We start from the raw sequence: 22,672 nt of genomic DNA, 5'->3' as shown, positions 1-22,672 counted from the left end.
CGACACGTGTCGCCGCGGCATCCGCTGTATTGGAAACCTGTGGTGCTACTTCTTGGCGGCGAGCTGCTCGATGATGGCCTGCGAGACGTCTTTCATCGTCAGGCGGCGGTCCATCGAGGCCTTCTGGATCCAGCGGAACGCCTCGGGCTCCGAGAGTCCCATCTTCTCGTTGAGCAGGCCCTTGGCCCGATCGACGAGCTTGCGGGTCTCGAAGCGCTCGACGAGGTCGCCGACCTCGGCCTCGAGCGCGATGATCTGCGCGTAGCGGGCCAGCGCGATCTCGATCGCGGGCAAGAGGTCGTTGGGCGTGAACGGCTTCACGACGTAGGCCAGGGCGCCGGCTTCGCTGGCGCGCTCCACGAGCTCCTTCTGGCTGAACGCCGTGAGGAGGACGACCGGGGCGATGTGGCCCTTCGAGAGCCGCTCTGCCGCGGAGATGCCGTCGAGCTGGGGCATCTTGACGTCCATGATGACGAGGTCGGGCCGCAGCTCGGTGGCGAGGGCCACTGCCGTTTCGCCGTCACCGGCCTCTCCGACGACCTCGAAGCCGTTGTCGCGCAGGATCTCGACGATATCGAGGCGGATGAGCGACTCATCTTCCGCCACGACCACGCGGCGCGGTGCCGACTGAGTTGGTTCGGTGTCTGTCACGGGGGAAAGCCTACGGTATTCTGAGCGAGGCCTTTGGCCGGTGTGGCGGAATGGCAGACGCGGAGCACTCAAAATGCTTTGCCCGAAAGGGCGTGTGGGTTCGACCCCCACCACCGGCACCACGTTCCGAATCGGGCGCGGGCACTAGCTCCAGAGTCCGACGAGCGCGGTCGCGAGTTCTCGGTCGATGTCGGCCGGCACGCCATGCGGCCCGGCGAACCCGACCCCGCCTCGGGCGATCGCGGCGAGGCTCGCCGCCTGCAGCGAGAGGCCGAGGTCCATGGCCTGGATCGGGTTGCCGCCGGCCGCCACGAGATTGATCATCTTGGTGCCGTGCAGCACCACGACCTCGCGCCCGCCAGCCAGCTCGTAGAGGATCCGGGCATCGGCGTCGCCCAATGGGACCGAGAGCGACGTCGTGCGGACGGCGCGAGCCCGCAGCACGGGAAGGTCGATCTCGTCCGCCTCGTGTCCGACTCCGACGAGCATGACCCCGTCGGCGAGGCGGTCGAGCTGATCGCCCGAGATCACGCCCGGATGCCCGGTCGCGAGGAACACGAGCTGCGACTCCGGCAGCAGCGCCTCGACCGGGGCGACGCGGTGCCCGTGCATGATCGCCTCGAGCGCCCGATACGGATCCGTGTCCGCGACGCTCACCCGGGCTCCGAGGCGGGCGAGCGTCTCTGCGACGCCCTTGCCGCACGGGCCGTAGCCGATGACCGTCGCCCGGGTTCCGGGCAGCATCGCGTTGGTGGCGTTCATGAACCCCTGCACGATGCTCTGGCCGACGCCGAACTCGTTCTCGATCAGCAGCTTCAGCGGACTGTCGTTGATGACGATGATCGGGAAGTCGGCGGCGACGTCGAGTTCGCGGAGCCGTCGCCCGCCCGTCGTGGTCTCCTCGGTCGCCCCGAGGAAGGCGGCGCTGCGCGGGCCGCCGCGCAGGATCCGCTCGATCGTCTCGGCCCCGTTGTCGAGGAGCACATCGGGTTCGGCGGCGACGAGCGCATCGAGGTTGCGCGCATGCTGCGCCGCGTCGTCGTCGTGTCCGCCGACGACGGTCGCGCCGAGCGCCAGCAGCGTATCGACCGTCGCCTGATCGGTCGTGCCGAGGTTGCCGGTGATGGTGACCTTCGCTCCGACCCTCAGCAGCCAGTGCACGAGCACCCCGGTCTTCGGCTCGATGTGCAGGCAGATGCCGACGTGGCGCCCGGCGAAGTCTCCGGCGTGGACCGCCATGGTCGAGGCGAGCAGCGGCATCGATCGCGCGGCCCAGTCGAGGGCGGGCGACCCGCTGGCGGGAAGGGTGGGAATCGGCATGGTCGACCTCATTTCGTGAACGGCGGGGACTCGACGGAGGCGAGGACGCGGTTGCGGTGCTCGATGAGTCGCCGGAGGTACGGCCCGAGCACGAGCTCCGCAGCACGTCCGAGCAGGCCGAACGGCGCGACGAACCGCACGCGGTCGATCATGAGCGTGCCACCCGTCGCGTCCTCGACGAACTCGTGCTCGTGCCGGAAGGAGCGGAACGGCCCGCGAACCTGTTCGTCGACGAACGACGACGGCGGATCGAATCCGCTGATCCGGCTCGTCATGCGGATCGGCACGCCGAAATGCCGCGCACGCCACGTCACCTCCTCACCGGAGCCGATGAGGCCGCTCGTGACGCCGGCGACCGCTCGCTCCTGCGAATCCGCCATCGATGCGACGTGCAGGTCGATGCTCCGGGAGCGGTCGAACGACTGCTGCACCGTCATCGGCAGACGGGTGCGGCACTCGAACTCGACCATGGTCCGAGTCTGTCATCTCGAACCCCGAGGCGTTCGCCGTGCCGCCGGCGGCGGCACGGGACATCCCCTGCTCGTCGTCGCGGACACGCGAAAGGAGCCGGCCCTCGCGGACCGGCTCCTCTCGTTCGTGGCTAGAGCACCTCGCCGACGACGTGCACGCGCACGTCGTTCGTGGTGCCGGGGATTCCGGGAGGGGAACCCGAGATGATGACGACCTTCTCGCCGTTGACGGCCTTGCCGGTCTTCGCGAGCGCCTCGTCGACCTGGCCGACCATCTGGTCGGTGTGGGTCACCCGCGAGACGACGAACGACTCGACGCCCCAGTTGAGCGCCAGGCGGCGACGGATCGCGGGGTCGGGCGTGAATGCGAGGATGGGGATCTTCGAGCGAAGGCGCGTCATGCGGCGCACGGTCTCGCCCGACTCGGTGAAGACGCAGAGGTACTTGGCCTCGACGAAGTCGGCGACCTCGACCGCGGCGGCCGTGATCGCGCCCGACTGGGTGCGGGGCTTCGTGCCGAGCGGCGCGATGCGGTCGAGCCCGTGCTGCTCGGTCGACTCGACGATGCGCGCCATGGTCTGCACCGTGATGACGGGGTACTCCCCCACGCTCGTCTCGCCCGAGAGCATGACGGCGTCGGCTCCGTCGAGCACGGCGTTCGCGACGTCGGAGGTCTCGGCGCGCGTCGGCACCGGGCTGTGGATCATCGACTCGAGCATCTGCGTCGCCACGATGACGGGCTTCGCGAGACGACGGGCGATCTCGACCGCGCGCTTCTGCACGATCGGCACGGCCTCGAGCGGCAGCTCGACGCCGAGGTCGCCGCGGGCGACCATGATGGCGTCGAACGCCTCGGTGATCTCCTCGAGGGCGTCGACGGCCTGCGGCTTCTCGATCTTCGCGACGACGGGCACGCGGCGGCCCACCTCGTCCATGATCTCGTGCACGCGCGTGATGTCGGAGGCGTTCCGCACGAACGACAGCGCGATGAGGTCTGCACCGAGCTCGAGGCCCCAGCGGAGGTCGGCCTCGTCCTTGTCGGAGAGCGCCGGCACGTTGACGGCGACGCCGGGCAGGTTGATGCCCTTGTTGTTCGACACCGGGCCGGCCACGATGACCTTGGTGGTGACGACGACGCCGTCGGTCTCGACGACCTCGACGCGCACCTTGCCGTCGTCGATCAGCAGGAAGTCGCCCGGCTTGACGTCTTGGGGAAGCCCCTTGAACGTCGTGCCGACGAGTTCCTTCGTGCCCACGACGTCTTCGGTCGTGATCTTGAAGATGTCGCCCTCGGCGAGCTCGTGCGGTCCGTCGGCGAACTTGCCGAGTCGGATCTTCGGCCCCTGGAGGTCGACCAGCACTGCGACGGCGCGACCCGAGTCGCTCGCCGCCTTCCGCACGTTCTGGTAGACGCCCTCGTGCACGTCGTAGCTGCCGTGGCTGAGGTTCATCCGCGCGACGTCGACGCCGGCATCGAGAATCGCCCGGATCTGCTCATAGCTCGATGTCGCCGGCCCGAGGGTGGCGACGATCTTCGCTCGTCTCATTATTTTGTGCTCCCATGTTCCGCGCAAAAGCGCCGGGTGTTGGTCGAAGCGCGCCATGCGGCGCGCCATGGTCAGATGGAGAAGGCGTGCGCCGTCGAGGCGATCGGCGACGGCAGCAGGGTCTCGCCTTCAAGGTAGCGGTCGACGGCGGATGCCGCAGCACGACCTTCAGCGATCGCCCAGACGATGAGCGACTGCCCGCGGCCGGCATCGCCGGCCACGAAGACGCCCGGCTGCGCGGTCGCATAATCGGCCTCGCGAGCGAGGTTGCCGCGGTCGGTCACGGGCAGCGCCAGCTGCTCGTCGAGCGCGGCGGTCTCGGGCCCGGTGAACCCGAGCGCGAGGAGCACGAGGTCGGCGGGGATCTCGCGTTCGGTGCCCGCCTTCGGCACACGACGCCCGTCGAGGTACTCGGTCTCGGCGACACGGATCGCGCGCACCTCACCGGCGTCGTTCGCGAGGAACTCGACCGTCGAGGCGAGGAACTGGCGGTTGCCGCCCTCTTCGTGCGCGCTCTGCACCTCGAACAGCGTCGGGTGCATCGGCCACGGCTGGTGCTCGGGCCGGCTCGCGCTCGGCTCCTTGCCGATCGCGAGGTTCGTGACCGACAACGCGCCCTGGCGGTGCGCAGTGCCGATGCAGTCGGCCCCCGTGTCGCCGCCGCCGAGCACGACGACGTGCTTGCCCTCGGCCGTGATCTGGTCGAAGACCTGGTCGCCGGCGAGGTGGCGGTTCGACTGCACGAGGTAGTCCATGGCGAAGTGCACACCGGGCAGGTCGCGCCCGGGGATGGGCAGGTCGCGAGGAACGATCGCACCGGTCGACACCACGACGGCGTCGTAGCGCTCGCGGAGCTGCGCCCACGTGATGTCGACGCCGATGTTCACGCCGGCGCGGAACCGGGTGCCCTCGGCGGTCATCTGGGCGAGCCGCAGATCGAGGTGTTTCTTCTCCATCTTGAAGTCGGGGATGCCGTACCGGAGGAGGCCGCCGATGCGGTCGTCGCGCTCGAAGACGGCGACCGTGTGACCGGCGCGCGTGAGCTGCTGGGCGGCGGCGAGGCCGGCCGGGCCGGAGCCGACGACGGCGACAGTCTTGCCGGTGAGGCGACCCGGAGGCTGCGGCTGCACCCAGCCGTTGCCGAACGCCTCGTCGATGATCGAGACCTCGACCTGCTTGATCGTCACGGCCGGCTGGTTGATGCCGAGCACGCACGCCGACTCGCACGGCGCCGGGCAGAGCCGCCCCGTGAACTCGGGGAAGTTGTTCGTCGCGTGCAGGCGCTCGGATGCTGCACGGCCTTCGCCGCGGTACATCAGGTCGTTCCACTCGGGGATCAGGTTGCCGAGCGGGCAGCCCTGATGACAGAACGGAACGCCGCAGTCCATGCACCGACCGGCCTGACGGCGCAGCTGTGCGGGGTCGCCCTGCTCGTAGACCTCCTTGAAGTCCATGATCCGCACCGGAACGGGCCGCCGCTTGGGCAACTCGCGCTCGGTGACCTTCAGAAAGCCCTTCGGGTCAGCCATTGGTCACTTCCAGGATTCGAGTCCAGACCACGTCGCCGTCGGGGTCGAGCCCCTCGTCGACCGCGCTCTGGCGGGTTCGGAGCACTGCGGCGTAGTCGCGCGGCAGCACTTTGGTGAAGCGGTCGAACGCGTCGTCGCCGGCGGCGAGGAGCGATGCGGCGACCGCGGAGTCGGTGTTCGCGACGTGCTGTTCGAGCAGGTCCCGCACGATCTCGCGATCGGCGCTGCCGAGCGGGTGGAGCTCGAGCTCGCCGGTCGCCAGCGATTCGCGGTTCACGCGTTCTTCGCGGAGGCCGAGCACGTAGGCGGTGCCGCCCGACATGCCGGCGCCGAGGTTCCGGCCGGTCTCGCCGAGGATGAGCGCGAGGCCACCGGTCATGTACTCGAGCGCGTGGTCGCCCACGCCCTCGACGACCGCGGTGGCGCCGGAGTTCCGGACCAGGAAGCGCTCGCCGACGATGCCGCGGATGAACATGCTGCCCTGGGTGGCTCCGTAGCCGATGACGTTGCCCGCGATCACGTTGCGCTCGGCGACGAAGCCGCTGTCGCGCGACGGGCGCACCACGATCTGCCCGCCCGAGAGCCCCTTGCCGACGTAGTCGTTCGAGTCGCCCTCGAGGCGGAGCGTGATGCCCGCCGGGAGGAACGCGCCGAGGGACTGTCCGGCCGAGCCCGTGAGCGTGATGTCGATCGATCCGCTCGGCAGGCCGTGCTCGCCGCGCCGCACGGTGACCTCGTGGCCGAGCATGGTGCCGACGGCTCGCTCGGTGTTGCGGATCGGCAGTGCGATCTCGATGCTGCCGCCCTGCTCGAGCACGAGACGGCTGCGGCGGATGAGCTCGTTGTCGAAGTGCTCCTCGAGCTCGTGGTCCTGGCCGCGAACGTTCCGCCGCGCCTCGGACTCGGAGAAGTCGGGGCCGACGAGCATCGGGGTGAGGTCGAGGCCCGAGGCCTTCCAGTGGTCGAGGGCGCGGTCGACGTCGAGCAGCTCGCGACGGCCGACGATCTCGTCGATCGAGCGGTAGCCGAGCTCGGCGAGGTACTCCCGCACCTCCTGCGCGATGAACTCGAAGAAGTTGACGACGAACTCGGGCTTGCCGGTGAAGCGCTTGCGCAGCTCGGGGTTCTGCGTCGCGACGCCGACGGGGCAGGTGTCGAGGTGGCAGACCCGCATCATGACGCAGCCCTGCACGACGAGGGGCGCCGTGGCGAAGCCGAACTCCTCCGCACCGAGCAGCGCGCCGATCACGACGTCGCGGCCGGTCTTCAGCTGCCCGTCGACCTGCACGACCACGCGGTCGCGCATGCCGTTCAGCATGAGCGTCTGCTGGGTCTCGGCGAGGCCGAGCTCCCACGGGGTGCCCGCGTGCTTCAGCGAGTTGAGGGGGCTCGCGCCGGTGCCGCCGTCGTGACCGGAGACGAGGATGACGTCGGCGAGGGCCTTCGCCGTGCCGGCGGCGACGGCGCCGATGCCCGACTGGCTCACGAGCTTCACGTGCACGCGGGCCTTGGGGTTCGCGCGCTTCAGGTCGAAGATGAGCTGCTTCAGGTCTTCGATCGAGTAGATGTCGTGGTGCGGAGGCGGCGAGATGAGGCCGACGCCGGCGGTCGCGTGCCGCGTGCGCGCGACCCACGGGTACACCTTCGTCGGCGGCAGCTGGCCGCCCTCACCGGGCTTCGCACCCTGGGCGAGCTTGATCTGGATGTCCTCGGCATGGGTCAGGTACATGCTCGTGACGCCGAAGCGCCCCGATGCGACCTGCTTGATCGCACTGCGCCGCTCGGGGTCGAGCAGGCGGTCGAGGTCTTCGCCGCCCTCACCGGTGTTGGACTTCGCACCGAGCCGGTTCATCGCGATCGCGAGCGACTCGTGCGCCTCCTTCGAGATCGAGCCGTAGCTCATCGCCCCGGTCGAGAAGCGCTTGACGATCGACTCGACCGACTCGACCTCGTCGATCGGCACGGCGGGCCGGGTGCCCGTGCGCAGAGCGAACATGCCGCGGAGCGTCATGAGGTCTTCGGCCTGCGAGTCGACGAGCGAGGTGTACTCGCGGAACACGTCGTACCGACGGTTGCGCGTCGCGTGCTGCAGGCGGAACACCGTCTCGGGGTTGAAGAGGTGGGGCGAGCCGTCGCGGCGCCACTGGTACTCGCCGCCGGTCGACAGGCGCTCGTGGGCGCGGACTGCGACATCCTGCGGGTACGCCTGCGTGTGCCGGTCGAGGTTCTCCGAGGCGATCGTGTCGATGCCGACGCCGCCGAGCTTCGAGGTCGTGCCGGTGAAGAACTCGTCGATGAAGCCCTGGTCGAGTCCGATCGCCTCGAAGGCCTGCGCCCCCGCGTACGACGAGATCGTCGAGATGCCCATCTTCGACATGATCTTCAGCACGCCCTTGCCGAGCGCCTTGATGACGTTGTGCACGGCGTCTTCGGGCGTGACGCCCGTGATGACGCCGGAGCGCACGAGGTCCTCGCACGTCTCCATCGCGAGGTACGGGTTCACGGCGGATGCCCCGTAGCCGATGAGCAGCGCGACCTGATGCACCTCGCGCACATCGCCGGCCTCGACCACGAGCCCGACCTTCATGCGGTTCTCGGAGCGGATGAGGTGGTGGTGCACGGCGGAGAGCATGAGGAGCGACGGGATCGGCGCGAGGTCCTTGTTGGAATCGCGGTCGCTCAGCACGACGAACGCCGCACCGGCCGCGATCGCCTCGTCGACCTCGCCGCAGATTGCGGTGAGGCGGTTGCGCAGCGCCTCGGGGCCCTCGTCGAAGCGGTAGAGGCCGCGGATCGTGACGGTCGTGCGCGCGCCCGGCGCGGGGTCGATGTGCACGATCTTCGCGAGCTCGTCGTTGTCGATCACCGGGAACGTGAGCGCGACCTGACGGGCGTGCTCGGGTCCGGCGTCGAGGAGGTTGCGCTCGGGCCCGAGCGAGGTGCCGAGCGAGGTCACGACCGCTTCGCGGATCGAGTCGAGCGGCGGGTTCGTGACCTGCGCGAACTGCTGCGTGAAGTAGTCGAAGAGCAGGCGCGGGCGCTTCGACAGCACCGCGATCGGGGTGTCGGAGCCCATGGCGCCGAGCGGCTCCTGCCCGGTGCGCGCCATCGGCGCGAGCAGGATCTTCACCTCTTCCTCGGTGTAGCCGAAGGTGCGCTGGCGGCGGTTCACGGATGCCGGCGGGTGCACGATGTGCTCGCGCTCGGGCAGATCGGCGAGCTGGATGCGACCCTGCTCGAGCCAGTCGCCCCACGGCTCGGCGGCTGCGAGCTCTGCCTTGATCTCGTCGTCCTCGATGAGGCGCCCGGCCTCGGTGTCGACGAGGAACATGCGGCCAGGCTGCAGCCGTCCCTTGCGCACGATACGGCTCTGCTCGATGTCGAGCACGCCGATCTCGCTCGCGAGCACGACGAGGCCGTCGTCGGTCACGACGTAGCGGCCGGGGCGCAGCCCGTTGCGGTCGAGCGTCGCGCCCACGAGCGAACCGTCGGTGAAGACGATCGCGGCAGGCCCGTCCCACGGCTCCATGAGCATCGAGTGGTACTCGTAGAACGCGCGGCGCTCGGGTGCGATCTCGGTCTGGTTCTCCCAGGCCTCTGGCACCATCATCATGACGGCGTGCGGAAGGCTGCGGCCCGCGAGCGTGAGCAGCTCGACGACCTCGTCGAACGAGGCGGAGTCGCTGGCACCCGGCGTGACGATCGGCCGGAGCGGCGCGAGGTCGCCCAGCACCTCGGACTCGAGCTGCGACTGGCGCGCCCGCATCCAGTTGCGGTTCCCCTGGATCGTGTTGATCTCGCCGTTGTGCGCGATCATGCGGAACGGCTGGGCGAGCGGCCACGAGGGGAACGTGTTGGTCGAGTACCGCGAGTGCACGAGCGCGAGCTTCGACGCGAATCGCTCGTCGGAGAGGTCGGGGTAGAACGGCTCGAGCTGCAGCGTCGTGACCATGCCCTTGTAGACGATGGTGCGGGAGGACAGCGAGGCGAAGTACAGCTCGAGCTCGCGCTCGGCGCGCTTGCGCAGCCGGAACGTCAGCCGGTCGAGCTCGATGCCCGACACGGTCGCACCGGTCGACGAGGTGGCGACGGCCTGCACGAAGAGCTGCTGCACGACCGGCATCGCCGCACGGGCGAGCGAACCGAGTTCGTCGGGACGCACCGGCACCTCGCGCCATCCGATGACCGACAGGCCCTCGGATGCAGCGAGGCCGACCAGCGCCTGCTTGACCCTGCTGCGCGCGGTGGGGTCGACGGGGAGGAACGCGTTGCCGACCGCATAGGCGCCAGCGGCGGGAAGACCGAACGTGGTCACTGCCCGGAGGAAGGCGTCGGGCACCTGCGTGACGATGCCCGCGCCGTCACCGGTGCCGGCGTCGGAGCCGACCGCGCCGCGGTGCTCGAGGTTGCGGAGCGCGTCGAGCGCCGCCGTGATGATGTCGTGTCCGGCGGTGCCACGGAGTGTGGCGACCATCGCGAGGCCGCAGGCGTCTTTCTCGGCGGCAGGGTCGTACATGCCCTGGGCAGCCGGAACGGTACCGAACCTCGAGAAGGGTGGGGTGAGCGACACGTGAACCGTCCTCATCAACTAAGTGTGCAGCGGGGGACGTCGTCGGCCCATCAAGGGAGATGTCGCGACGCGTGGTGCGGCGTCGCTGCGGAGAAGCGTTCTACGGGGGCGTTTTACGCTGAGGTGGATCGGCTTGGGCTTGTGGCCGCCGTCACGCCCGTTTCGCTCTCACCCTCGACGCCATCGTCGAGAGAGTCGGAGTCGGACTCGATGTCTTCGGAGTCTACCTCAGCATCGGGCGCACTCCATTCACGCCCGGGCACGTACGGGCTCGGCTCGTCGCCGGTGTGCCGGCGGCGCTGCACGAGGATCAGCACGATGCCGAGCACGACGGCCGCGAGAGACGCCCAGACGTTCACGCGGATGCCGAAGAACATCTCGCTCGGGTCGAGGCGGATCGACTCGAAGAACGCCCGGCCCGCGCCGTACCAGATCAGGTACACGCCGAAGGCCTTGCCCCACCGCATGTTGAACCGGCGCTCGAGCAGGATGATGGCCGCGGCTCCGAGCAGGTTCCAGACGAGCTCGTAGAGGAACGTCGGGTGGAACAGCGTGCCGTCGACGAGGCCGGCCGGGAAGGCCGGGTTGTCGGAGGAGATCTCGAGACCCCATGGCAGGTCGGTGGGCGACCCGAAGAGCTCGTGGTTGAACCAGTTGCCGAGGCGGCCGATGGCCTGCGCGACGAGGAGGCCGGGCGCGAGCGCATCGGCGAACGACCAGAAGCGGATGCCCGTGAACCGGCAGCCGATGATCACACCGACGGCACCGCCGATGAGCGCGCCGTAGATGGCGTTGCCGCCCTCCCAGATGGCCCAGACGGATCCGGGCTGGAACGGGTTCCAGATGTTCGCACCGGCGTAGAAGTAGTCGTCGGGGTGCGTGAGGACGTGGTAGATGCGTGCGCCGATGATGCCGAGCGGCACGGCCCACAGGGCGATGTCGAGCACGATGCCGGGCTCGGCGCCGCGCTTGGTGAGGCGGCGCGAGGTGATGATGACGGCGAGGATGATGCCGACGAGGATGCAGAGCGCGTACATCTGGATCGACAGTGTGCCCCACGGCACCGGGATCTCGAGGGTGCGCCAAGCGGGGTCGGGGCTCGGAATGCTGAACGGTGCGATCACGCCGGCTGCTGCCTTTCCTCGGTTTCTTCGGCCGCTGACGGCCTCATTGAGCGTACTTCACTCAGGGGCGAGTGCCGCGCGCGAGTTCCGCGGAGAGCTCGCCGACTGCGGCGACGCCGCCCGTGGCGAGTGCGTTCACCAGGGCGGAGCCGACGATCGCGCCCTGCGCGTACTCGAGCACCTCGGCGACCTGGGCGGCCGTGGAGATGCCCACGCCGACGCAGCTCGCTGGTGCCTCCGCAGCGGTCAGGCGGTCGACGAGCGTGCGGGCCGCCCGGTCGACATCGCTGCGGGCACCCGTGATGCCCATCGTCGACACGGCGTAGACGAAGCCGCGACTCGCCTCGACGACCTGCCGGATGCGGGCATCGGTCGAGGTGGGCGCTGCGAGGAAGACCCGGTCGAGACCGGTGCGCTCGGATGCCGCGATCCACGCCGCGCCCTCGTCGGGGATGAGGTCGGGCGTGATGAGCCCGGCTCCCCCGGCCGCCGCCAGGTCGTCGGCGAAGCGATCGACGCCGTACTGCACGACGGGGTTCCAGTAGGTCATGATCAGCACCGGGGCATCCACCCGCTCGGTGATGCGCCGCACGGCCTCGAAGCCGTCGGACAGGCGGAAGCCGTTCGCGAGGGCCTGCTGCGTTGCAGCCTGGATGACCGGGCCGTCCATGACGGGATCGGAGTACGGCAGGCCGAGCTCGAGGATGTCGACGCCGTTCTCGACCATCGCCACAGCGGCGTCGACGCTCTCGTCGAACGTCGGAAAGCCGACGGGCAGGTAGCCGATGAGCGCGCCGGCGGCCTCGTCGTTCCGACGGCGGATGACGGAACCGACCGTGTTCATTCGGCGTTCTCCTGGTCGTAGAGCTCGAAGTAGCGAGCGGCCGTGTCCATGTCCTTGTCGCCGCGACCCGAGAGGTTCACGAGGATCGTCGCCTCTGGGCCGAGTTCGCGGCCGAGCTCGAGCGCGCCCGCGAGGGCGTGGGCCGACTCGATCGCCGGGATGATGCCCTCGGTGCGGGTGAGGAGGCGCAGGGCCTGCATCGCCGCGTCGTCGGTCACCGGGCGGTAGTTCGCGCGGCCGATGGCCGAGAGCCACGAGTGCTCGGGGCCGACGCCCGGGTAGTCGAGCCCGGCCGAGATCGAGTGCGACTCGATGGTCTGGCCGTCTTCGTCTTGCAGCAGGTAGCTGCGCGCCCCGTGGAGCACGCCGGGGCGCCCCTTCGTGATGGTCGCGGCGTGACGCTCGGTCTCGACGCCGTCGCCGCCGGCTTCGAAGCCGTAGAGCGCGACGTCCTCGTCGTCGAGGAAGGCGTGGAAGATGCCGATCGCGTTCGATCCGCCGCCGACGCAGGCCGCGACCGCGGTCGGCAACCCGCCCGTGAGGTCGATGACCTGCTGGCGGGCCTCTTCGCCGATGATCTTCTGGAAGTCGCGCACCATCTCGGGGAACGGGTGCGGGCCCGCGACCGTGCCGAAGATGTAGTTGGTGGTCTCGACGTTCGTGACCCAGTCGCGCATGGCGTCGTTGATCGCGTCCTTCAGGGTGCGCGAACCCGCCTTCACCGCGATGACCTCGGCGCCGAGCAGCCGCATGCGCGCGACGTTCAGGGCCTGGCGCTCGGTGTCGACCTCGCCCATGTAGATGACGCAGTCGAGCCCGAAGAGCGCAGCGGCCGTCGCCGTCGCGACGCCGTGCTGGCCGGCGCCGGTCTCGGCGATCACGCGGGTCTTGCCGATGCGCTTCGTGAGCAGCGCCTGGCCGAGCACGTTGTTGATCTTGTGCGAACCCGTGTGGTTCAGGTCTTCACGCTTCAGGATGACCCTGGCACCACCGGCGTGCGCGGCGAAGCGCGGCACCTCGGTGATGATCGACGGGCGACCCGTGTAGCTGCGGCCGAGTTCGGCGAGCTCCTCGCCGAAGGCCGGATCGAGCTTGGCGAGGTCGTAGGCCTCGCCGAGCTCGTCGAGGGCGGCGACGAGGGACTCGGGCACGAAGCGCCCGCCGAAGTCGCCGAAGTAGGGACCGGTCTGCGCTCTGAGCGCCATGTCACACCGCCAGGAAAGCTGAGAGGTTGGCAATCGGGTCGCCGCCCGTGACGAGCGCCTCGCCGACGAGGACGACGTCGGCGCCCGATGAGCGGTAGTGCGCGACATCCGCAGCCGTCAGCACCGCGGACTCCGCGACGCGGATCGCGCCGTCGGGGAATCGCGGCGCGAGACGCCCGAAGAGGTCGCGGTCGAGCTCGAACGTCGAGAGGTCGCGCGCGTTCACTCCGATGAGGCGAGCGCCGAGTGCCGCTGCGCGCTCGAGCTCCTCGGCGGAGTGCGTCTCGATGAGCGGCGTCATGCCGAGGTCGACGATGAGGTCGTGGAGCTCGCGGAGCGTCGGGTCGTCGAGCGCCGCCACGATGAGCAGCACGAGGTCGGCGCCGGCCGCACGGGCTTCGAGCACCTGGTACGGCGTCGCGATGAAGTCCTTTCGCAGCACCGGCAGCGACACCGCGGCACGCACGGTCTCGAGGTCGGCGAGCGAACCGCCGAACTTGCGGCCCTCGGTGAGCACGCTGATGGCGCTCGCTCCCCCGAGCTCGTACTGGCGAGCAAGGGCGGCCGGGTCGCTGATCGCCGCGAGCGAGCCCCGCGAGGGGCTCGAGCGCTTGATCTCGGCGATGACCTTGACGTGAGCCGCCGGGCGCAGCGCCTCGAGCGCGTCGAGCGCCGCGGGGCGCTCGAGCGCCGCAGCCTCGACGGCCGCGAACGGCGCGCTCTCGCGGCGCGCCAGAGCGTCGGCGACAGCGTTCGCCGTCAGCTCGGCGAGCACTAGTGCGCCTTTTCGGCGACCTTCGAGCCGCCGACACCGTAGCCGGCGCGCGCGAGCACCCAGCCGACGATCAGGCCGACGACGAGGAGACCTGCCGACGCCCAGACCAGCCACGCCGCCTCGAAGAAGAAGGCGACCGTGCCGATCACGAATGCGATGAGCATGATCGTGACGGCGGTCCATGCCGCGGGCGAGTGTCCGTGGCCGGGATCTGCGGTCTCAATGCTCATGATGCTCCTTCGTGCTGGGGTTTTCGTCGGCCAGTCTAGCGGTTCGCGTCACTGGGGTTCTCGCCGTCGCGCGCGTCGGCGTCGTCGGCGTCGTCGTCGTCGGTCGGGTCGTCACCGCGGCTGAGGCCGTCCCAGTCGTCGATGGCGCGGTCGGAGGCGGGGCGTTCGGTGGCAGCGGCAGCCGTGCCGTCGGCGGCCATGCGGGAATCGCTGTATCGCCGCGAGGAGGCGGGCCACCGGCCGCCGGTCACGAGCACCGCGAGCCCCGCCAGCACGAGCAGCGCGCCGCCCGCGATCGCGAGCACCGGCCAGACCGTCGCGGTGACGGATGCCACGAGCTCGGCTGTCGGTGCGGCGCCGGCGACGCCCGTGGCATCCGTCACCGCGGGCGAGACCGAGGCGACCGGGTCGGCGAGCGACAGGCTCGCCGCGAGCAGCACGCAGCCGCCGAGGAGCACTTCGAGCACGCCGAGCACGAACCGGATGCCGGGCCCGGCGATCGCGAGCGCGGCCACGAGCGCCAGGCCCGCGAGGCCGAGGGCCGCGAGAGCCGGGGAGGCTATGCTGCCGGCGACGGCGATGGGCTCGCCCGTGCCGCCGGTCGTGCTCGCCTCGATGAGCAGGTCGAACCAGGTCTGGCTCCACGAGAGCAGCACGAGGCCGGCTCCCACGACCGTGGCGACGATCGCGGGCAGCTTCATACGGGCCGGGTTCACGACTGCACCCGGCGCATCGCGTTCGCGACCGCGACGGCGCGCAGGGGCGCCGCCGCCTTGTTGCGGGACTCCTGGAACTCGGACTCGGGGTCGGAGTCGGCGACGAGGCCGCCGCCCGCCTGCACCCGGGCGACGCCGCCCGAGATCGTCGCGGTGCGGATCGCGATCGCGAGGTCGGCGTCGCCGCCGAACCCGAAGTAGCCGACGACGCCGCCGTAGAGACCGCGCTGGGCGGGTTCGAGCTCGTCGATGATCTCGAGTGCACGCGGCTTCGGCGCGCCCGAGAGGGTGCCGGCCGGGAACGTCGCTCGGAACACGTCGATGGCGTTCGCATCGCCGACGAGGTCGCCCTCGACCGACGAGACGAGGTGCATGATGTGGCTGAACCGTTCGACACGCATGAACTCGGTCACCTCGACGGTGCCGGCGGTGCAGACCTTCGCGAGGTCGTTGCGGGCGAGGTCGACGAGCATGAGGTGCTCGGCCTGCTCCTTCGGGTCGGCGATGAGCTCGGCCTCGAGATCGGCGTCGGCCTCGGGCGTCGCACCGCGCGGCTTCGAACCGGCGATCGGATGCGTGAACACGCGGCCCTGCTGCACCTTCACGAGCGCCTCGGGCGAGGAGCCGACGATCCAGTACGGCTCCCCCGCGGTGTCCTCGAGGTGCAGGAGGTACATGTACGGGCTCGGGTTGAGGCTGCGGAGCACCCGGTAGACGTCGATCGGATGCGCAGTCGCCTCCTGCTCGAAGCGCTGCGAGATGACGACCTGGAAGATGTCGCCCTCGCGGATGTACTCCTTCGACCGCTCGACCGCTGCGAGGAAGTCGGCCTTCTCGGTGCGGTGCACGGGGTCGGCGGCGCGCGCCAGGTCGATCTCGGCGAGCCACGCCTCGGTCGGCTGCGCGAGACCCTGCTGCATGCCGTCGAGGCGCGCCTGCGCGCCCTTCCAGAGCTGCTCGGGTGCTTCGTCTTGGTCGTTCAGCACCGAGGCGATGAGTTGCACGGTGCCCGTGCGGTGGTCGATCACGACGAGCTCCGAGACGAACGCGAACGCCTGGCCCGGCATCGGGAACTCCGACGGCGGGCGGTTCGGCAGATGCTCGATCTGACGGATCGCCTCCCAGCCGATGAAGCCGACGAGACCGCCGGTGAGAGGCGGGGCGCCGGGCACGTCCTCGGTGCGCCAGCGCTCGAAGAGCGCCTCGAGCGCGGCGAGCGGCGCGAGGCCGGCCGCATCGCCGAGGGCGCGCTCGGCGCTCAGGCCGTAGTCCTGCCATTCGACGCGGTCGGATGCCTCGGTGAGCACGCCGTACGACGAGACGCCGACGAACGAGTAGCGCGACCAGATGCCGCCCTGCTCGGCCGACTCCAGCAGGAAGGTGCCGGGCCGGCCGCCGGCGAGCTTGCGGTAGATGCCGACCGGGGTCTCGCCGTCGGCGAAGAGCTCGCGCACGACGGGCACGACCCGGCGCCCCGAGAGCAGGGCGGTGAACTCCTCGAAGGTGGTCGTGGCGTCGGCCAACGTGTGCTCCTCGTCGTCAGTCGTCAGTCGGCGGGCGGGAATCCGGGGGTCGCGGCGATCGGGTCGCCGTCGAAGCAGGTGCGGGTGCCCGTGTGGCAGGCGGCGCCGATCTGCTCGACGCGCACGAGCAGGGTGTCGGCGTCGCAGTCGAGCGCAGCGGAGCGCACGTACTGAGCGTGGCCCGACGTGTCGCCCTTGCGCCAGTACTCCTGGCGAGACCGCGACCAGAACGTCACGCGTCCCTCGGTCAGGGTGCGGCGCAGCGCCTCGCGGTCCATCCAGCCGAGCATCAGCATCTCGCCGGTGTCCCACTGCTGGATGACGGCGGGTAGCAGCCCGTCGGCGTTGAAGACGGCGCGCTCGAGTGCCTCGTCGACGGTCGATCCGGTGGTCATCGCACGATCCTCCCGTCGGCCGCGAGCGCGGCCTTCACCTCGCCGATGGTCAGCTCCCCGTTGTGGAACACGGAGGCGGCGAGCACCGCGTCGGCCCCCGCTGCGATCGCGGGCGGGAAGTCCGCGACCGCGCCCGCGCCGCCCGAGGCGATGACGGGCACCGTCGAGAGCTCGTGCATGAGCGCCGTGAGCTCGAGGTCGAAGCCCGCCTTCGTGCCGTCGGCGTCGATCGAGTTGACGAGCAGCTCGCCGGCGCCGAGCTCGATGCCGCGACGTGCCCATTCGAGCGCGTCGAGCTCCGTCTCGGTGCGACCCCCGTGGGTCGTCACGACGAAGCCCGACGGCGTGCGGTCGGAGCGCTTGATGTCGAGCGAGAGCACGAGCACCTGCGCGCCGAACCGGTCGGCGATCTCGCCGATGAGCGCCGGGCGGGCGATCGCGGCGCTGTTGACGCCGATCTTGTCGGCGCCGTGGCCCTGCAGTCGCGCGACGTCGTCGGCCGAGCGGATGCCGCCGCCCACCGTCAGCGGGATGAACACCTGCTCGGCGACGCGCTGCACCATGTCGTACGTGGTGGAGCGGTCGTCGACCGTGGCGGTGACGTCGAGGAAGGTGAGTTCGTCGGCACCCTGCTCGGCGTAGCGGGCCGCGAGTTCGACGGGGTCGCCTGCATCACGCAGGTTCTGGAAGTTCACGCCCTTCACGACGCGGCCTGCTGCCACGTCGAGACACGGGATCACACGGACGGCGAGAGACATGCGCGCCTCACAACCGGGCCGCGTGGATGGCGCTGACGAGGATCGCCCTCGCGCCGAGTTCGTACAGTTCGTCCATGACGTGGTTCATGTCGGTGCGCGGGATCATGACCCGCACGGCGACCCACTCGGGGTCGTGCAGCGGCGAGACCGTCGGCGACTCGAATCCGGGCGCCGCAGCGGTCGCACGCTCGAGGTACTCGACCGGCACGTCGTAGTCGAGCAGCACGTACTGGCGCGCGACGAGCACGCCCTGCAGACGCCGGAGCAGCGTCGCGGCCCCCGGCTTGTCGACACCGGAGCCGATGAGCACGGCCTCGGAGTCGAGGATGACCGGGCCGAAGATCTCGAGGCCGGCCTGACGGAGCGTCGAGCCCGTCGAGACGACGTCGGCGACCGCGTCGGCGACACCGAGGCGCACCGCCGACTCGACGGCGCCGTCGAGCTTCACGAGCTTCGCAGGCGTCACGCCGTGGCCGGCGAGGAAGTCGCCGACGAGCCCCGGGTAGCTCGTGGCCACCCGGACGCCCTCGAGGCCGGCGAGTTCGGTGAAGGCGCCCGCCGGGCCGGCGAAGCGGAAGGTCGAGTCGCCGAATCCGAGCGGCGCGATCTCGGAGGCATCCGAGCCGGAATCGAGCAGGAGGTCGCGGCCCGTGATGCCGACGTCGAGCGCGCCGGAGCCGACGTACGTCGCGATGTCGCGCGGGCGGAGGTAGAAGAATTCGACGCCGTTGCGCGGGTCGGCGGTGTGCAGGTCGCGCGGGTCGCGGCGACCGGTGTATCCGGCCTCCCAGAGCATCTGGGCGGCGGTTTCAGCGAGCGAGCCCTTGTTGGGCACGGCGATTCGGAGCATTTCAAGACTTTCGTGTCGACGGTTCTGATCGGCCATGGGCGTGATCAGAGATGTCGGTACACGTCGGCGGGCGAGAGGCCCTTCGCCAGCATCAGCACCTGCAGGTGGTACAGCAGCTGGGAGATCTCTTCAGCGGTCTCGTCGTCGCTCTGGTACTCGGCGGCCATCCACACCTCGGCGGCCTCCTCGACGATCTTCTTGCCGATGGCGTGCACGCCCGCATCGAGCTCGCGCACGGTGCCGGAGCCCTCGGGGCGGGTGGCGGCTCTGTCAGCGAGCTCGATGAACAGCTCGTCGAAGGTCTTCACCCGTCAAGACTACCGGTGCCGGAAGCCCGGTCTCGCCGATGCGCGACCGCGACGTCACGAAGCACTCGGGTCAGTGCCGGTGGGCGCTCGCGGCGTCACGAAGGGCGGCGATGCGTTCGGCGGGCACCTCGGCTCCGAAGACCGCCGACCCTGCCACGAAGGTGTTCGCGCCGGCCTCGGCGGCGATGCCGATCGTGTCGAGCGCGATGCCGCCGTCGACCTGGAGCCAGACGTCGAGACCGGTCTCGCGCACGATGCGCGAGAGCCGCTCGAGCTTCGGCATCGTCTCGGGCATGAACGACTGGCCGCCGAAGCCGGGCTCGACGGTCATCACGAGCACCTGGTCGAACTCCGGCAGCAGCTCGAGGTACGGCTCGACGTCGGTGCCCGGCTTCAGCGCGATGCCCGCGCGTGCGCCGATCTCGCGGAGCCGGCGCGCGAGCGCGACCGGCTCGTCGGTCGCCTCGGCGTGGAACGTGACCGAGAACGCGCCGAGCTCGGCGTATCCCGGGGCCCAGCGATCGACGTCGGAGATCATGAGGTGCACGTCGAGCGGGATCGGGCTGACCTCCTGCAGGCGCCCGACCATCTGCGGGCCGAACGTCAGGTTCGGCACGAAATGGTTGTCCATCACGTCGACGTGCACGAGGTCGGCGCTCGCGATGCGCCCGAGCTCGTGCTCGAGGTTCGCGAAGTCGGCAGCGAGGATGCTCGGGTTGATCCGCGTCGTCATGCAGCCACCCTATCGAGGCTCCTCGGCAGGGTGTTCGCTCAGGCGCGCTTCCGCACGAGTGCGATGAACATCGCGTCGGTGCCGTGCCGATGCGGCCAGAGCTGCACCGTCTCGGGCGCGCCCGCGAGGTCGAGCGGATGCCGCGACACCCCGTCGATCACAGCGCGCGTGTCCAGCTGCTCGGCCGTCTCGCCGGCACGGCGGAGGGCCGCCGCGAGGGTGCCGTGGGTCTCGGCGGTGTGCGGCGAGCACGTGACGTAGGCGAGGATCCCGCCGGGCGCGAGCGCGGCGAAGGCGCTGTCGAACAACTGCCCCTGGAGCTTCGTGAGCTCAGCGACATCCGACGGGGCCTTCCGCCACCGCGCCTCGGGGCGACGACGCAGTGCGCCGAGCCCCGTGCACGGCGCGTCGAGCAGGATGCGGTCGAAGCCTCCCGGTGCGCCGAGCGCCTCGAGGTCGAGCTGCCGGCCGTCGCCGACGTGCACCTCGACGTCGAGCGGCACGCCGGTGATCGCGTTGCGCACGAGTTCGGCGCGAGCGGGAACCGTCTCGTTCGCCGCGAGCAGCGCACCGCCCGCGAGCGCCTCGGCCGCGAGCACCGCGGTCTTGCCGCCGGGGCCTGCGCAGAGGTCGAGCCAGCGCTCCCCCGGCCGCACCGGCTCGGCGCGGCTGAGCGCGAGTGCGGCGAGCTGGGAGCCTTCGTCCTGCACGCGGATGCGCCCGCCCGAGCTTTCGGCCGCTGCGATCGGGTCGGCGGCGACCGCGCCGATCGGCGAGAACCGATCGGGCTCGAGGCCCTCGATGCCGTCGGTGTCGACGTCGAGACCCGGCAGCACGGCGAGGTTGACGCGCGGCGAGGCGTTGTCGGCGTCGAGGAGCTGTTCGAGCTCATCGGCCCGGCCCTCGTGCTCGAGGGCGGTCCGGAGCGCTCGCACGATCCACTCGGGGTGGCTCGTGACGGCGGCGAGGCGAGCGTCTTCACCGCGCGCCCCCTCGGCGACGCGTTCGCGCCACTCTTCGGGAGAGGTACGGGAGATCGTGCGGAGCACGGCGTTCGCGAACCCCGCGGCCTTGGGGGCGACGCGACGGGCGAGCTCGACCTGCTCGTTGACCGCCGCATGCGTGGCGACCCGCGTCGCCAGGAGCTGGTGCGCGCCCAGCCGGAGCACGTCGAGCACCGCGGGGTCGATCGCCGACGCCGGACGGTTCGCCGCGAGCTCGATCACCCGGTCGTAGAAGCCCTGCATGCGGAGCGTGCCGTAGGTGAGCTCGGTCGCGAAGGCGGCATCCGCTCGGTCGAGGCCGGCACGGCGGATTCGAGTGGGTAGCAGGAGGTTCGCGTAGGCCTCGTCGGCGCGCACGGCCTCGAGCACCTCGACGGCGACGATGCGCGCGGGAGCGATGCGCGCGGAAGCCGGGCGAGCGGAGGCTCCCCCGCCACCGCGACGCTGACCGCCGCTGTTTCCGACGCGACCGCCGCTCATCGTGCCACCGCCGTGGTGCGGCCGGAGCCGCGCCACCAGTCGCCGGCGTCCATCGCCGGTTTGCCGGCCGGTTGCACCCGGCGCAGCTCGAGCGGGGTCGTGCCGGTGCCGATGAGCACGCGACGTGCCGAGAATCCGAGCTCGCCAGGGGCGAGCGGGGGGCCGGCCGCCACCGCGTCGCCGTCGGCCGGCGCCCCGAGGTCGAGGAGCTTGACCCGCTGCTCGTCGATCGTCGTCCACGCGCCGGGCTCGGGCGTGACGCCGCGGAACCGGGCGCGCACCTCATCCGCGGGCCTCGACCAATCGAGACGGGCGTCGTCGATCGACAGCTTCGGGGCGAGGCTCGGCGCTCCGGTCTGCGGCACGGCACGCGCCGAGCCGTCGGCGATCGCCTCGACCACCTCGGCGAGGAGCGCGCCGCCCGAGACGGCGAGTTCGTCGAGCAGCGCGCCGGCCGTCTCGTCGCCCTGCAGCGGATGCCGCAGCTCCGCGTACACGTCACCGGCGTCGAGCTCGGGCACGAGCTGGAACACGGACGCGCCTGCGACGGCGTCGCCCGCGATGAGCGAGTGCTGCACCGGAGCGGCCCCGCGCCACGCTGGCAGCAGCGAGAAGTGCAGGTTGATCCATCCGTGCACCGGCGTCGAGAGCAGCGGCTCGCGCACGAGGCCGCCGTAGGCGACGATGACGCCGAGATCGGGCTCGAGCGCGCCGATACGGGCCGTTGCGTCGGCATCGAGCCGGTTCGCCTCGATGAGCGGCACGCCGAGCCGGGCCGCGGCCTCCGCGACGGGTGACGGCGTCAGCACGCGCTTGCGACCGAGCGGAGCCGGCTTCCGCGTGACGACGCCGACGAGATCATGGCCGCTCGTCGCGAGACGGTCGAGCGACGGGACGGCGACGGCAGGAGTGCCGGCGAAGACGATGCGGAGCTTCTGCACACTCCATTGTCGCCGACGTGAGCGCCGCTACGGGACCTCGGACCGCACTGACATCGGTTCGACATCGCGCAGGAGCGGATGGAGCTCGTCCTTGTCCGAGAGGATCGCGTCACTGAGCGGGATCGGCCACTTCACAGCGAGCACCGGATCCGCCAGGTTCACGAAGGTGTACCGCTCGTACGCGTCCGGCGTCCAATGCCGATTCACGCTGTAGAGATAGTGCAACGCGCTCAAGCACTGATACGAGTTCGCGACGCCGGCGGGAACGAACACGGCATTGTCAGGGCGCAGTTCGGTCGTGACGACCGTCCCGAACGTCTCACCTTCTCGAAGGTCCACGTACGCTGCGAAGGCCGTGCCGTCGATGATCGAAACGTACTTGTCCCAGGGCTCGGCGTGGAAACCTCGAGTCGATCCCTGCTCGTTGAATACGACGCTGGTCTGCACCACATCGAACTCCGCAGGAAGCCCTGCTTCGACGAGTTTCTCGCGATGGAACTTCTCCTGGAACCACCCTCGAGCATCCTCGACGCGGGTCACATCGAACACGAGCAATCCGGGAATCTCGGTCGTCGTACCCGTGAACTCCGTGCTCGACGAACCCATTGCGTGCTCCTCAAAGCCGAGTGACGACAGCCGCGGTTCGGTGGAGAACCGCGAAGCGGACACCACGATAGCGCGTCCGGCGCTGGCGACGAC

General features: G+C 70.4%; 21 protein-coding genes and 1 tRNA gene. 1 reads left to right on the top strand and 21 read right to left on the bottom strand.

The window, feature by feature from the left end:
* Positions 1 to 45: 45 nt before the first annotated feature.
* Positions 46 to 651, bottom strand: a complete 606-nt coding sequence (locus ACFTQE_RS02680; protein WP_056009246.1) for an ANTAR domain-containing response regulator — start codon at positions 649 to 651, stop codon at positions 46 to 48.
* A gap of 36 nt (positions 652 to 687) precedes the next feature.
* On the opposite strand from ACFTQE_RS02680, the gene ACFTQE_RS02675 reads away from it, so the two are divergent.
* Positions 688 to 773: transfer RNA gene (locus tag ACFTQE_RS02675), tRNA-Leu, on the top strand.
* A 22-nt stretch (positions 774 to 795) separates the two neighbouring features.
* Here ACFTQE_RS02675 and ACFTQE_RS02670 read toward each other — a convergent pair.
* The 20 genes from ACFTQE_RS02670 to ACFTQE_RS02575 all read right to left on the bottom strand — a co-directional run bounded on the left by ACFTQE_RS02670 (position 796) and on the right by ACFTQE_RS02575 (position 22,579).
* Complete coding sequence (locus ACFTQE_RS02670) at positions 796 to 1,971, bottom strand: NAD(P)-dependent oxidoreductase (RefSeq protein WP_376923603.1); 1,176 nt, start codon at positions 1,969 to 1,971, stop codon at positions 796 to 798.
* Positions 1,972 to 1,979: 8 nt separating this feature from the next.
* Positions 1,980 to 2,441 carry a cyclase gene (locus ACFTQE_RS02665; protein WP_376923602.1) on the bottom strand — a complete coding sequence of 154 codons (462 nt, stop codon included), beginning with the start codon at positions 2,439 to 2,441 and terminating at the stop codon, positions 1,980 to 1,982.
* A 131-nt stretch (positions 2,442 to 2,572) separates the two neighbouring features.
* Positions 2,573 to 3,988 (bottom strand): pyruvate kinase, encoded by a 1,416-nt coding sequence (gene pyk / locus ACFTQE_RS02660; protein WP_375833280.1) that lies wholly within the window; start codon positions 3,986 to 3,988, stop codon positions 2,573 to 2,575.
* 71 nt (positions 3,989 to 4,059) lie between these two features.
* A complete protein-coding gene (locus ACFTQE_RS02655; protein ID WP_375833283.1) occupies positions 4,060 to 5,517 on the bottom strand; it encodes a glutamate synthase subunit beta in 1,458 nt (485 codons plus the stop codon).
* Positions 5,510 to 10,102 carry a glutamate synthase large subunit gene (gene gltB, locus ACFTQE_RS02650; protein ID WP_376923601.1) on the bottom strand — a complete coding sequence of 1,531 codons (4,593 nt, stop codon included), beginning with the start codon at positions 10,100 to 10,102 and terminating at the stop codon, positions 5,510 to 5,512. Before gltB ends, ACFTQE_RS02655 begins: the two co-directional genes overlap by 8 nt.
* A gap of 98 nt (positions 10,103 to 10,200) precedes the next feature.
* Positions 10,201 to 11,211 (bottom strand): prolipoprotein diacylglyceryl transferase, encoded by a 1,011-nt coding sequence (gene lgt / locus ACFTQE_RS02645; RefSeq protein WP_376923600.1) that lies wholly within the window; start codon positions 11,209 to 11,211, stop codon positions 10,201 to 10,203.
* A gap of 61 nt (positions 11,212 to 11,272) precedes the next feature.
* Positions 11,273 to 12,055 (bottom strand): tryptophan synthase subunit alpha, encoded by a 783-nt coding sequence (trpA, locus tag ACFTQE_RS02640; RefSeq protein ID WP_375833290.1) that lies wholly within the window; start codon positions 12,053 to 12,055, stop codon positions 11,273 to 11,275.
* On the bottom strand, positions 12,052 to 13,260 hold the full coding sequence (gene trpB / locus ACFTQE_RS02635; RefSeq protein ID WP_375833292.1) for a tryptophan synthase subunit beta: 1,209 nt from the start codon (positions 13,258 to 13,260) through the stop codon (positions 12,052 to 12,054). Before trpB ends, trpA begins: the two co-directional genes overlap by 4 nt.
* A gap of 1 nt (position 13,261) precedes the next feature.
* On the bottom strand, positions 13,262 to 14,035 hold the full coding sequence (gene trpC, locus ACFTQE_RS02630) for an indole-3-glycerol phosphate synthase TrpC (protein WP_376923599.1): 774 nt from the start codon (positions 14,033 to 14,035) through the stop codon (positions 13,262 to 13,264).
* Positions 14,035 to 14,265 (bottom strand): DUF6704 family protein, encoded by a 231-nt coding sequence (locus ACFTQE_RS02625; protein ID WP_375833297.1) that lies wholly within the window; start codon positions 14,263 to 14,265, stop codon positions 14,035 to 14,037. Before ACFTQE_RS02625 ends, trpC begins: the two co-directional genes overlap by 1 nt.
* 35 nt (positions 14,266 to 14,300) lie before the next feature.
* The gene (locus tag ACFTQE_RS02620; protein ID WP_376923598.1) at positions 14,301 to 14,981 is read right to left on the bottom strand and encodes a Trp biosynthesis-associated membrane protein; all 681 of its coding nucleotides are present in this window, start codon (positions 14,979 to 14,981) and stop codon (positions 14,301 to 14,303) included.
* Positions 14,978 to 16,504 carry an anthranilate synthase component I gene (locus ACFTQE_RS02615; RefSeq protein WP_376923597.1) on the bottom strand — a complete coding sequence of 509 codons (1,527 nt, stop codon included), beginning with the start codon at positions 16,502 to 16,504 and terminating at the stop codon, positions 14,978 to 14,980. Before ACFTQE_RS02615 ends, ACFTQE_RS02620 begins: the two co-directional genes overlap by 4 nt.
* A gap of 23 nt (positions 16,505 to 16,527) precedes the next feature.
* The gene (gene hisI / locus ACFTQE_RS02610; RefSeq protein ID WP_376923596.1) at positions 16,528 to 16,899 is read right to left on the bottom strand and encodes a phosphoribosyl-AMP cyclohydrolase; all 372 of its coding nucleotides are present in this window, start codon (positions 16,897 to 16,899) and stop codon (positions 16,528 to 16,530) included.
* Positions 16,896 to 17,657, bottom strand: coding sequence for an imidazole glycerol phosphate synthase subunit HisF (gene hisF, locus ACFTQE_RS02605; protein ID WP_376923595.1), 762 nt, complete (start codon positions 17,655 to 17,657; stop codon positions 16,896 to 16,898). The genes hisI and hisF overlap by 4 nt, the downstream gene beginning before the upstream one ends.
* A 7-nt stretch (positions 17,658 to 17,664) precedes the next feature.
* Positions 17,665 to 18,507 carry an ATP phosphoribosyltransferase gene (gene hisG / locus ACFTQE_RS02600; RefSeq protein WP_376923594.1) on the bottom strand — a complete coding sequence of 281 codons (843 nt, stop codon included), beginning with the start codon at positions 18,505 to 18,507 and terminating at the stop codon, positions 17,665 to 17,667.
* Between the two features lie 44 nt (positions 18,508 to 18,551).
* Positions 18,552 to 18,815 carry a phosphoribosyl-ATP diphosphatase gene (locus ACFTQE_RS02595; protein ID WP_056650691.1) on the bottom strand — a complete coding sequence of 88 codons (264 nt, stop codon included), beginning with the start codon at positions 18,813 to 18,815 and terminating at the stop codon, positions 18,552 to 18,554.
* 70 nt (positions 18,816 to 18,885) lie between these two features.
* Positions 18,886 to 19,548 (bottom strand): ribulose-phosphate 3-epimerase, encoded by a 663-nt coding sequence (gene rpe, locus ACFTQE_RS02590; RefSeq protein ID WP_376923593.1) that lies wholly within the window; start codon positions 19,546 to 19,548, stop codon positions 18,886 to 18,888.
* Positions 19,549 to 19,586: 38 nt separating this feature from the next.
* Entirely contained in the window at positions 19,587 to 21,032 is a 1,446-nt protein-coding gene (locus ACFTQE_RS02585; RefSeq protein WP_376923592.1) for an RsmB/NOP family class I SAM-dependent RNA methyltransferase, read from the bottom strand.
* Positions 21,029 to 21,973: a methionyl-tRNA formyltransferase gene (fmt, locus tag ACFTQE_RS02580; protein WP_376923591.1), complete on the bottom strand. Its 945-nt coding sequence runs from the start codon at positions 21,971 to 21,973 to the stop codon at positions 21,029 to 21,031. Before fmt ends, ACFTQE_RS02585 begins: the two co-directional genes overlap by 4 nt.
* Before the next feature lie 27 nt (positions 21,974 to 22,000).
* A complete protein-coding gene (locus ACFTQE_RS02575) occupies positions 22,001 to 22,579 on the bottom strand; it encodes a dTDP-4-dehydrorhamnose 3,5-epimerase family protein (protein ID WP_376923590.1) in 579 nt (192 codons plus the stop codon).
* Between the last annotated feature and the right edge of the window lie 93 nt (positions 22,580 to 22,672).

Source organism: Agromyces sp. NPDC056965 (assembly GCF_042673425.1).
In the GTDB taxonomy this organism is placed as follows: domain Bacteria; phylum Actinomycetota; class Actinomycetes; order Actinomycetales; family Microbacteriaceae; genus Agromyces.
The sequence above is the reverse complement of the archived record's forward strand: the minus strand, read 5'-3'. Positions and strand labels throughout refer to the sequence as shown.

Coding starts and splice junctions, on each gene's coding strand:
- rpe (WP_376923593.1), bottom strand. CDS start 19,548: ATGACGACGCGGATCAACCCGAGCATCCTCGCTGCCGACTTCGCGAAC.
- hisF (WP_376923595.1), bottom strand. CDS start 17,657: ATGTCTCTCGCCGTCCGTGTGATCCCGTGTCTCGACGTGGCAGCAGGC.
- ACFTQE_RS02665 (WP_376923602.1), bottom strand. CDS start 2,441: ATGGTCGAGTTCGAGTGCCGCACCCGTCTGCCGATGACGGTGCAGCAG.
- gltB (WP_376923601.1), bottom strand. CDS start 10,102: ATGAGGACGGTTCACGTGTCGCTCACCCCACCCTTCTCGAGGTTCGGT.
- ACFTQE_RS02625 (WP_375833297.1), bottom strand. CDS start 14,265: ATGAGCATTGAGACCGCAGATCCCGGCCACGGACACTCGCCCGCGGCA.
- trpB (WP_375833292.1), bottom strand. CDS start 13,260: ATGGCGCTCAGAGCGCAGACCGGTCCCTACTTCGGCGACTTCGGCGGG.
- trpA (WP_375833290.1), bottom strand. CDS start 12,055: ATGAACACGGTCGGTTCCGTCATCCGCCGTCGGAACGACGAGGCCGCC.
- hisI (WP_376923596.1), bottom strand. CDS start 16,899: ATGACCACCGGATCGACCGTCGACGAGGCACTCGAGCGCGCCGTCTTC.
- ACFTQE_RS02585 (WP_376923592.1), bottom strand. CDS start 21,032: ATGAGCGGCGGTCGCGTCGGAAACAGCGGCGGTCAGCGTCGCGGTGGC.
- ACFTQE_RS02670 (WP_376923603.1), bottom strand. CDS start 1,971: ATGCCGATTCCCACCCTTCCCGCCAGCGGGTCGCCCGCCCTCGACTGG.
- pyk (WP_375833280.1), bottom strand. CDS start 3,988: ATGAGACGAGCGAAGATCGTCGCCACCCTCGGGCCGGCGACATCGAGC.
- ACFTQE_RS02655 (WP_375833283.1), bottom strand. CDS start 5,517: ATGGCTGACCCGAAGGGCTTTCTGAAGGTCACCGAGCGCGAGTTGCCC.
- ACFTQE_RS02575 (WP_376923590.1), bottom strand. CDS start 22,579: ATGGGTTCGTCGAGCACGGAGTTCACGGGTACGACGACCGAGATTCCC.
- hisG (WP_376923594.1), bottom strand. CDS start 18,507: ATGCTCCGAATCGCCGTGCCCAACAAGGGCTCGCTCGCTGAAACCGCC.